This is a genomic window from Psychrobacillus sp. (assembly GCF_056205495.1).
This window is the reverse complement of record NZ_JBAEAP010000190.1, coordinates 1-9,038: the sequence shown is the minus strand read 5'-3', so window position 1 is coordinate 9,038 and position 9,038 is coordinate 1. Positions and strand designations below refer to the sequence as shown.

At 39.1% G+C, this 9,038-nt stretch carries 6 protein-coding genes; all 6 read right to left on the bottom strand.

The annotated features are described in order from the left end of the window. Positions 1–1,167 (bottom strand): ribonuclease YeeF family protein (locus tag AC06OU_RS05685; protein WP_475854536.1); only part of this gene is annotated, 1,167 nt, incomplete at its 3' end. Continuing rightward, the gene (locus tag AC06OU_RS05680) at positions 1,164–1,463 is read right to left on the bottom strand and encodes a YwqI/YxiC family protein (protein ID WP_475854535.1); all 300 of its coding nucleotides are present in this window, start codon (positions 1,461–1,463) and stop codon (positions 1,164–1,166) included. The genes AC06OU_RS05685 and AC06OU_RS05680, both read right to left, overlap by 4 nt. An 18-nt stretch (positions 1,464–1,481) precedes the next feature. Beyond that, complete coding sequence (locus tag AC06OU_RS05675) at positions 1,482–1,826, bottom strand: YwqH-like family protein (RefSeq protein ID WP_475854538.1); 345 nt, start codon at positions 1,824–1,826, stop codon at positions 1,482–1,484. Between the two features lie 2 nt (positions 1,827–1,828). Further along, a complete protein-coding gene (locus AC06OU_RS05670) occupies positions 1,829–2,371 on the bottom strand; it encodes a type VII secretion EssA family protein (protein ID WP_475854534.1) in 543 nt (180 codons plus the stop codon). Further along, entirely contained in the window at positions 2,361–5,207 is a 2,847-nt protein-coding gene (esaA, locus tag AC06OU_RS05665) for a type VII secretion protein EsaA (RefSeq protein ID WP_475854533.1), read from the bottom strand. The genes AC06OU_RS05670 and esaA overlap by 11 nt, the downstream gene beginning before the upstream one ends. Further along, on the bottom strand, positions 5,204–9,038 hold a 3,835-nt coding region (essC, locus tag AC06OU_RS05660; protein ID WP_475854531.1), incomplete at its 5' end, for a type VII secretion protein EssC. The genes esaA and essC, both read right to left, overlap by 4 nt.

The following is a 9,038-nucleotide window of genomic DNA, read 5'->3' as shown; positions in this document are numbered from 1 at the left end:
CCCATTTTGTGCAATTCCTCTTAAATCGAATACGTCCTTAAACCCTTCCGCCGCTCCACGAAGAGTGGCAGTACCAACAGTTTTACCCTTTTCCGCTAAAGTAGTATTCTCTCCCCAATATCTAAGATGAGGATGTTTCTCTAACACCATTTCTCCTTGAGGTGACCAACCGGACTGCCCTGGCTTCCTTCCAGCGTATTTTAGCATCCCACCACTCTGATTTGGAAAGCCTAAAACTCCCATAGCTAGTGGACTAGCATAAATTCGATAAGAAGTACCACCTTTTTGAGGAACATAAAATCTAAGATCAGAAGACAGTTCTCCATTCCTAGTAGCCATCCACATAAGGAACCCTGATTCTGCATCCTTCACAATAGTAGTAGCATTACCATAGTAACCGAGAGAATCATTAACTTGATCAAATCTATTATCTTCAGACACTTTACCAGCTTCACCAGAAGCATCTTTATCCGCTACAGAACCAGGATCTTTTGCGTTACCAGACAGCTCACTCAGGATTGGAGTACAAGCTGTAAATTCCGCCCATGCTTTTGCAGGAAAATGAGTATCAGTTAGTCCAGCACTCATCATTCCTTCTATCTCTATTAGCCATTTATCAAGAGCATTTAAAGTTGATTCCACGGTTACAAGTGCGGAAGTTTGAGTCGAATCAAACTCATGTAAGTTTTCAACAGTAAGATCCCTCTTTTTACGAGAGTCCGTTACACCTTGCTGCACCTCACTATCATCTAAATGAGGCAATGCCACTATATCAGCAACCCCATCCATTATGGCATTCGACTCATCGATTAAATTACTAGTAGTGTTAGATATTACTACCAGTCCTTCTTCAACCTCTCCTTCCAGAAAGCTCTCTTGAATATGACCAGCGTAATCAGGCTCCAACGAATCCAGTGCAGACTTTATTTGGTTTAGCTTTGTTTTGAAATCTTGATTAAATTCTAAAAAGAACTTATGGAAAGGGAGATGGCAATCGTTGTAAAAAGATCGGATAGCCGCTCCCCCCTCCCCAGTTAATGAGTGGTCCAACTCCACTAAACCAGTGATAGAAGTTTCAATTACCTTCATTTCTTCCTCTAAACGCGTCAACATATCCACGTTATTTTGTATTCCTGTCTGAAGTAAATCTACATCCAATACCTTCATTGAGCCATCATCCTATGGCCACCTGAGCTATTAATACCCGTTGATATGGTTTCATCCGTCTCTTTCATAAATGCAACTGAATCTTTAGTTGTCAGGATATTTTCTCCTAATAGCTGTTGATATTTAATTAACAAAGTTTCTAGATTTACGGAGAGCTCATTTAACTTATTAGCCACGTCTAGCACGTTACCTTCAATTGGCGCCTCTTTTGTAGGATTTAACGCTTCATTGGAGGCTGTCATTTGCTCTAATTGGTTCTCTACATCCGCATAAACAATTTTTATTTCTTCTGACATATACATACACCCCCGCTATTATTTCATATTGTTAGCAGCTTCCTCTGCTAAAAGCCGATCAATAGTTGCTTGGATACTAATTATCTCTGCTTGAAGCTCCTCAATTTTTGCGGCAATTGCATCAAATACAGCACTAAATTGAGTTCCTATAATCTCTAAATACGGTTGACGTATACCTGCTTCACGAATTTCATCAAAGGCTGTCGCAAGCGTCCCATGCCAAGTAGTAGGAGTAAGCTCCGGTTCCTTACATTTAGGCTCATTGGACTGAAATTCTCCCTGCTTCCCTGTGAGAGAAGCTTGACACGCATTTAACCTAGTTATCTTCGCTTTAACTTCTGCTAGCTTCATATACCAATACATAATCAAATTAATTCACCCTCCCTTATACCCTTCTTCTTTTTTGGAGTACCGTTTGACGTTTGTGCGAGCTTTGGCAAAAATACTACAAAGAGAATAATAATCCCACTGGCTATAATCAATAGGAAAACAAGTGTAAGAAGGTTGCCATTTGAACTTCCTTCTTGCTGTTGCTGTGTGAAGTTACCTTTGGTGTTTGTCTCTTTCTCCCCAGAGGTGAAAAGCTTTAATTCTAAGGAGCGTGCTGCCACCGTGCTATTCTCACCTCTTTCATCACTTAGGAAAAGGAAAGATGAGTCATCACGATTAGGCAGCTTCTTCCTACCGTCAAAATATATATCAAACTGCTTAATAGGAATCGTGTTTTTCATTTCTGTTTTCTTCACATCATGTAGGTAATCGGTATTTTTCTTAAATTCTAGCTTTTCATATAACAAAGGCTCTAATTCATCTATTGTTTTATTTTCATCTGCTAGCACTACTCCACTTTTAGGAAAACAGAATAGCGCTGTACAGAGGATAACTAAAATGACCTTTTTAGCCTTCATACGCTTCATCTACTGTCGTAGCGTTTTGGCCATTGTTCTTGCTTACAAAATAGGATACTACTAGCATTATTATTGCTATAACGCCTGTAATGATTACTCCTATCGTAAAGTTTGTTTCAGCCTCATATTTTATTGAAAGGTACACGTTGGATAAAATATCAGGTACGTTCACATCTGGTACCGCTAAAATCAGTAGTGGAATAATGTAAATACACATAAGTACTATTCCAGCTAGCCATCCGGCTGCCTGACCAAACTCTAATGCTGCTCGAACAATGGATGCACTTGCTAATAGTAATAGCACCGTAAATATCGTCCATTGAATGGCACGATCATCATTTAAGATGTACATATTAATACTGTATAGGCTAATAATAATCCCAACTAAAAGAGATAAGATGATTGTCATTGCTATACGAAGTCCAACTGCCCCATCCTTTAATTGATACGTAAAGTAACCTATTAGTAGACTACTAATCAGTAGAACGATAAATAAAATAACTGGTGGAACCTTTTGTCCCTCCTCTGAGACAGCAGCTGCTCCTTTTACTCCTAGTGGATTCACAAAATGGTTAAATGCATAACCATTTTCCTGTCCATCTACATAAGTGTTTGCTAGGAAGCCTTGTATGTCTCCATCAAAATCAGACATAGCATCCACGTTTGTCTCCCATTTGTTACTAAACTCATCAGATGTAGTTTTAATATTATCTGCTTTTGCGTGCAATTCATTTGCGTAATTTACCAAGTTATTCTGACGATCCGATAACGTATTCATCATTTGACTAAGAGAAACTAGCTGATTACTTACATTTTGTTGACTGGATGCAACTTCTCCCTCACCTACTGTTTGCTGTGGTTCTGCACCTAACATAGTAGCTGGGTTTTGAATTTGCTGTAGCAATAAATTCGCCTGCTTATCAATCGTATCTAAATCATTTAGTAAGGATAAATGCTGCCCTTCCACTGTTTCTCTTTGACCGGACATAATAGCAGCAAAGGTTGTACTTAAATCGGTCATTCCCAATTGTGTTTCCGGTATACTTTCTTCTACTGCAGTCCAGCCTTCTAATTCTATTTCATTAACGTCTACCACATTTTTAAGTAAAGCTGTTAAAATTTCGTCTTCTAGCAGGGCATCCTTGTTGGTGCTTTCCCCTCCTTCATTCAACGTATATTCAAACTGCTCTAAAGTTGCATAATAGGACAATAAAGAGCTTAGCTCTGTATTGGTAACTCTTTTACTAAATAACTCTTGTAATCTAGTTTTCTGTTCAGCTGTTAGATTAGGATGAGCCAGTAATGCTTCTTCCTTTGAACTAATCTCCAACCCTATCCTTACCGTATCAGCCGGGTAGGTGTCTATAATTTGCTGCACGGATTGATATTCCCTATATACGGCCTGATAATCTGTTAATAGACTTGTATATTCCTTTGCAGCAGTGGCATAATCATTTGTTCCTTCTTGATTGGAACTGCTCCACATGTTTTCTTTTTGAGAAATAAGCGCGGTGACATTTGTCAATTCACCTTGTAGCTGATCCAAATCAGTTAACAATGTAGACGCTGGATCTGTTTCCGATATTTTTGTTTTTAAGGACTGTAGAGCTGCAAGGATTTCATTAACCTTTGCACGCTCCTCCTCTAAAGTAGGAAGAAGTGTCCCGGATTTTGCTGCAGCCTTTTGTTCCATTTCTGTACCGATGGTAACTAGTTGCTGTGGATCTGTTCCAACATCCATTATCCCTAATACAGCAGTACCGTTCTTTCTTGCCTCAATTCCTTTTTCTAAGCTTGTAAGCACCGAATAGTTATAGCGATCGATTGCAGTTTTTTGAACGACAAGTAAGTCATTAAGCTGGCGATCTACCTCACTTTTTCGGAGCTCAGACAATGCATTGAACTTCTCCTGATTGGCATCTATAATATTGTTCACTTTGTAAATTTCATCATTTAACTTTTCGTTGCTATCTTCTAGCTGCTGAACAGTTTTATTGAAATGCTCTGCTTGAGAAGCGGCAGCAACCTTTATCTTTGCAAGACTGTCATCTTGGACTTGTCTTAAAATTTCTTTTTGACTATCCTGGAACGTTTTATATTGCTGGACGTAGCTGATAAATCCAGTCATTTGGTTTCCGAAGGTTTCTGCATTTTCAATCCTTGCAGCATGGGAATTATTAGCTGAGCTCATTGTCGAAAGCAATCCAGCCATCTGTTCCTTTTGTCGTTTCATTTCTTCAGCAAGTGTTTCAGATTCTGGCTTATAGTAAGCTGACATCGTCGATAGAAACTCTGTTTCCTTACCTAAAATATTAGCAAATTCCTTTTTAATATGATCCATCTCCTGTGCTACGTATGTCCAATAAAGAGTAGACACCTTTTCATTTACACGATTGGTAGCTGACTCAATCTCATGGAGCACTCTCTCTTTTCGTAGCCCAGCTTTTTGTGAATGCACCTTATAAGAGAATTCTGCTCTTTCTGGATTTTGCTGATCATAAGACATTACATTAGAAGAAAAGTTAGAAGGGATATAGACGATTGCCTCATACTGATTGGACTTAAGACCATTTTCAGCTGCCCCTCTGCCGACTACCTTCCATTCATATGGTGAATCGGTAGCTAGAATCGTCACTACCTCTACCCCCATGTCAATACTTTCCTGACCTTTTGTAATCCCCTGATCCTCATTGACAATGGCAATAACTCTTTTATTTGGATTGTCTAAATCTAATATGCTGACCCCCATCAGCTGGAAGAACAAAATAGGGAGAGCTAATATTAGAACAATCCCAGCAACTATTTTCCATAATCCCGTTCCCTTTAAATTTTTCATTGGGTGATCTTCCTCTCCATCTTACATAACGGAATTAAAACCTTTGTGGCGTTTCCGTTGAATACGTAATGCGCATAGCCTAAAGGCAGTTCTGTCTCTTTTCTTTCATAAGGTACTGTATACAGCGTTTGCTCTGATTTTTTCATAAATACTAATCCTTGTCTTACGAGCTTCAATTCATTTGTAAATGCATCGAAGCCTTTTGTAATTTCTGAGTTGTTAGCCGATACAATCACATTAAAGCCTAGATGAGTATACTTTTTCATCAGCTTAGATAGACGATCCTGAATGCCTACATCTGCGAGCTGTAAAAATCTCGTATAGCCATCAATGATGAAATAGGCAGGGACGATTGTTGGCGATTGTCCGTTTTGCAAGCTTTCTAAATAGCTACTTTCCACTTCTACATAATGTTGCTCCACGTTGGTAATCCAATCTACCAATCGATCTTTCGTTTCTAAGTAGTCTACTTTTGGTTCGTCTGAGAATGCTGCAAGACCTCGATCAAATGAATCAAAGATAGCAATAAAGCCATTCTCCATTTCTAATAATTGATGTAATAACCACTTAATCGTATTCGTTTTACCTCTTTGAACCGGACCAATCAGCATTAGATGACGATTTTTATTAAAGTTAATTGGAATCGTTCTAACTGTTTCTTCATCCAAGCCAAGCTGTACTATTCCAGGCATTATGTCATCCTCTAAATAGTTTTGGAAGTTGTCGCTGTTTAACTCAAGCGGCAGCATTGGAATTGGCTTTGGTGCAGGCATTTCTGCATAAGCACTCTTCAATGCTTGTACTTTCGACTTAATAGATTCTAAAATCTCGAAATCGTCAACTCCATGTGCTGGCAGGAACAATTGTGCAAACTTCGCTTCTTCTCTTTTAATAATCGCTCTACCTGGGAATGGCTCTAAGTCAAATGGAACTCTTCCTATGACACCATATGCCTCTGTGCTATCCATTAAATAATGGACTATTTTAGTTTTTAGATTGTTCATGAGTGATTGTCTAACAGACTGTACTCTTGTTGCAGAAACAAGCAGATGAATACCTAATGATTGTCCATCTCGCCCAAACTGGATCAGCTGTGCCTCTAGCTCTTCCATTTCCTCCCGTACAATATCATAGTTATCCACCACGATGTAAATAAGAGGTAATGGAGATTCTGATACTTTATTGTACATATGGATATTACTCACTTCTGCCAATTGGAAGGCTATCTTTCTGTTAGATATCTCATCCTTTATTAGCTTTATAAGCTTATCTCGTTTTAACTCCTCATCCATCGTAAAGTAATCAGCTGTATGTGGCAGCTGCCTCATAGGAAGAAGAGATCCATTTCCGTAATCTAAAATGTAAAGGTGAGCCTCGACAGGACTTAAATTGTCTGCAATACCAAGTAGGAGGCTTAATAATGTATAAGATTTCCCATAACCTGAGGAACCAAAGATTCCTACATTCCCGTCCTTCTTCCATTCGTAATAAATTGGATTTTGCGCCTGTTTTTCTGGTTCGTCGATCATTCCAAGGAGGAAGGCATTCTCCATTTCTTCTATATGCTTGGACTGGGTAATCCTTAAAGGCAAAGGTGGCAGCCATGGACTTTGGAGCTTCTGGATAGCCATCTCTTCTTGGGTTTGAGCAATTTTAGCAGTCACTGCCTCAATTTCTGTCATTTTACTCTTTTTCTTACTTACCTTTGTTTCAATGCCCGTTAGTGGAATTAGACCTAAATCAGTGACAATAGCAATGTCCTCTTCTCCTTCTAACGTTTCTTCCATATACGGTGCACCACTCCAAGCAGATTGGAACAGCTCGTAGACCTCATTATTTCCTACCTGCAAATATCCTCTACCTGTCACGGTAATTGAAGCTGCATCACTATTTTTGAGGATTTCCTTACTATCGTTTGCATCCTGGACCTTCAGCGCTACTCGGAAGCGAGCATTACTCCAAATTTGTTCATCGATGATTCCGCCAGGTTTTTGAGTAGCAAGGATTAGATGTACTCCTAAGCTACGTCCAATACGAGCAGTACTGACTAGCTCTCGTATAAATTCTGGCTCCTCGCTCTTTAACTCTGCGAACTCATCAGAGATAAGAAAAAGATGTGGAAGTGGTTCAAGAGAAAGACCGTTTTTATACAGCGTTGTATAGTCATCGATATGAGCAACCTCATACCGGTCAAATAAGCGCTGTCTACGTTTAAGCTCGCTATTGATAGATGTTAAGGCACGCATACTAAAGTTTTTACTGCCTTCAATATTCGTTATCGTTCCTAACAGATGAGGGATTTTCTTGAACGGCTGTGCCATTCCCCCTCCTTTATAATCGATCAGTAAAAACGCAACCTCATGCGGATGAAAATGAACCGCAAGTGATAAAATATATGTTTGAAGAAATTCACTTTTCCCTGATCCAGTTGTACCAGCCAGCAATCCATGAGGACCATGTGCTTTTTCATGTAGATTTAAGTGAACAAGCTCTTTTTTCCCTTTGAGTCCTATCGGAACTGCAAGAGATTTAGCGGATTCATTTGTTTTCCAATAATGTTGAACAGGCACGTCTTCTACGTCCTTTACCTCAAACATCTCTAAAAAGCTAACTGAATTAGGAATAGAATTTTTCATACCTATTTGGTGATTCAATGTTCGCAGCATACGAGAGAATCGTTCATTAGTTGTAGCGTCGTAGTCATCCAAATAGAAGGGTCTGTTTACAGCCTTACCTTCCTCTATTAAAATATCTCCTTCACGGTCATTTACATATCGAACGAGTGTATGAACGTTCTCCGTCATCCGTTCCTCAGCAGATTCAGCAAAGATTACCGAGAATCCTAATTCCTTTGTATTCTTTTTCTCTAAGTATTCCATGATGACGTGCTCTGCAATTAAAGATATATCCGAAATGATAAACACTAAATGAGGGGCAAATCTCACTTTCCCTTTCATCTCATCCACGTCTCTTTCACGAATTATTTCGTAAAGTGAGGACAATAACTGATCACGAGTTTCCTCATTGTGGATTAAGCCTTTCGCATGCATGTTTGGAAGTGTGGAGTGAGGAAGCCACTTCATCCATTCATAGTCCATGTATTCTTTGTGATTAAAAATATTAATCATACGAATATCATGATAGCTATGAGCAAAGGCTAGCTGTCCAATTATTTGTTGAAGCTCCCGTTTGACCACATTTTCCTTACCAATCAATCCTAAAATACCCTGATGTAAATCGGTTGTTATCGGTGCAGATGGGATGGTTTGATATACTTTTTCCATCCTTTGGGCCTCTTCTAGTAGGTCGTCCACTTCTCTGTTTGCTAAATCTCCAGAGCTAAGCTTTATCTCGTAACTTGAAGGGACATCTCCAATGCCTAATCTAAATTGTAGAAAGTCATGGCTTTCTAAACTCTTCTCCCAAATGCGTCCAGATAACTCCTCTGTCATTATTTTCATTTTTTCAAAGGAAGGATAATGATACTCAAGCACAAATTTTTGCTTTTCCGATAAGCCATCCAGCTCTTCTCGTAAATTTGCCATATAGGCCGCATAAACTCTTCTTCGCTTGGCTTCGTATTCTTTTCTCTTTTTTCGTTCCTTAAAGAAGTTAATCGTAGATGTAACAAGGACAGCCATGAACATCGTGATCGATATGATGACAAATACCCCTCGTGGAACAAAAAAGGTAATAGTTCCAATCGCGATTAACATGACAAGTGGTAGTGCAATTGTCATCAATAATCCTCGACCTGTTGCATCACTTTCCTGAGCCGGAAAGGAGATAGATACTTTATCCTCTGGTAAGTCATAAATCATTCGAGGCGTT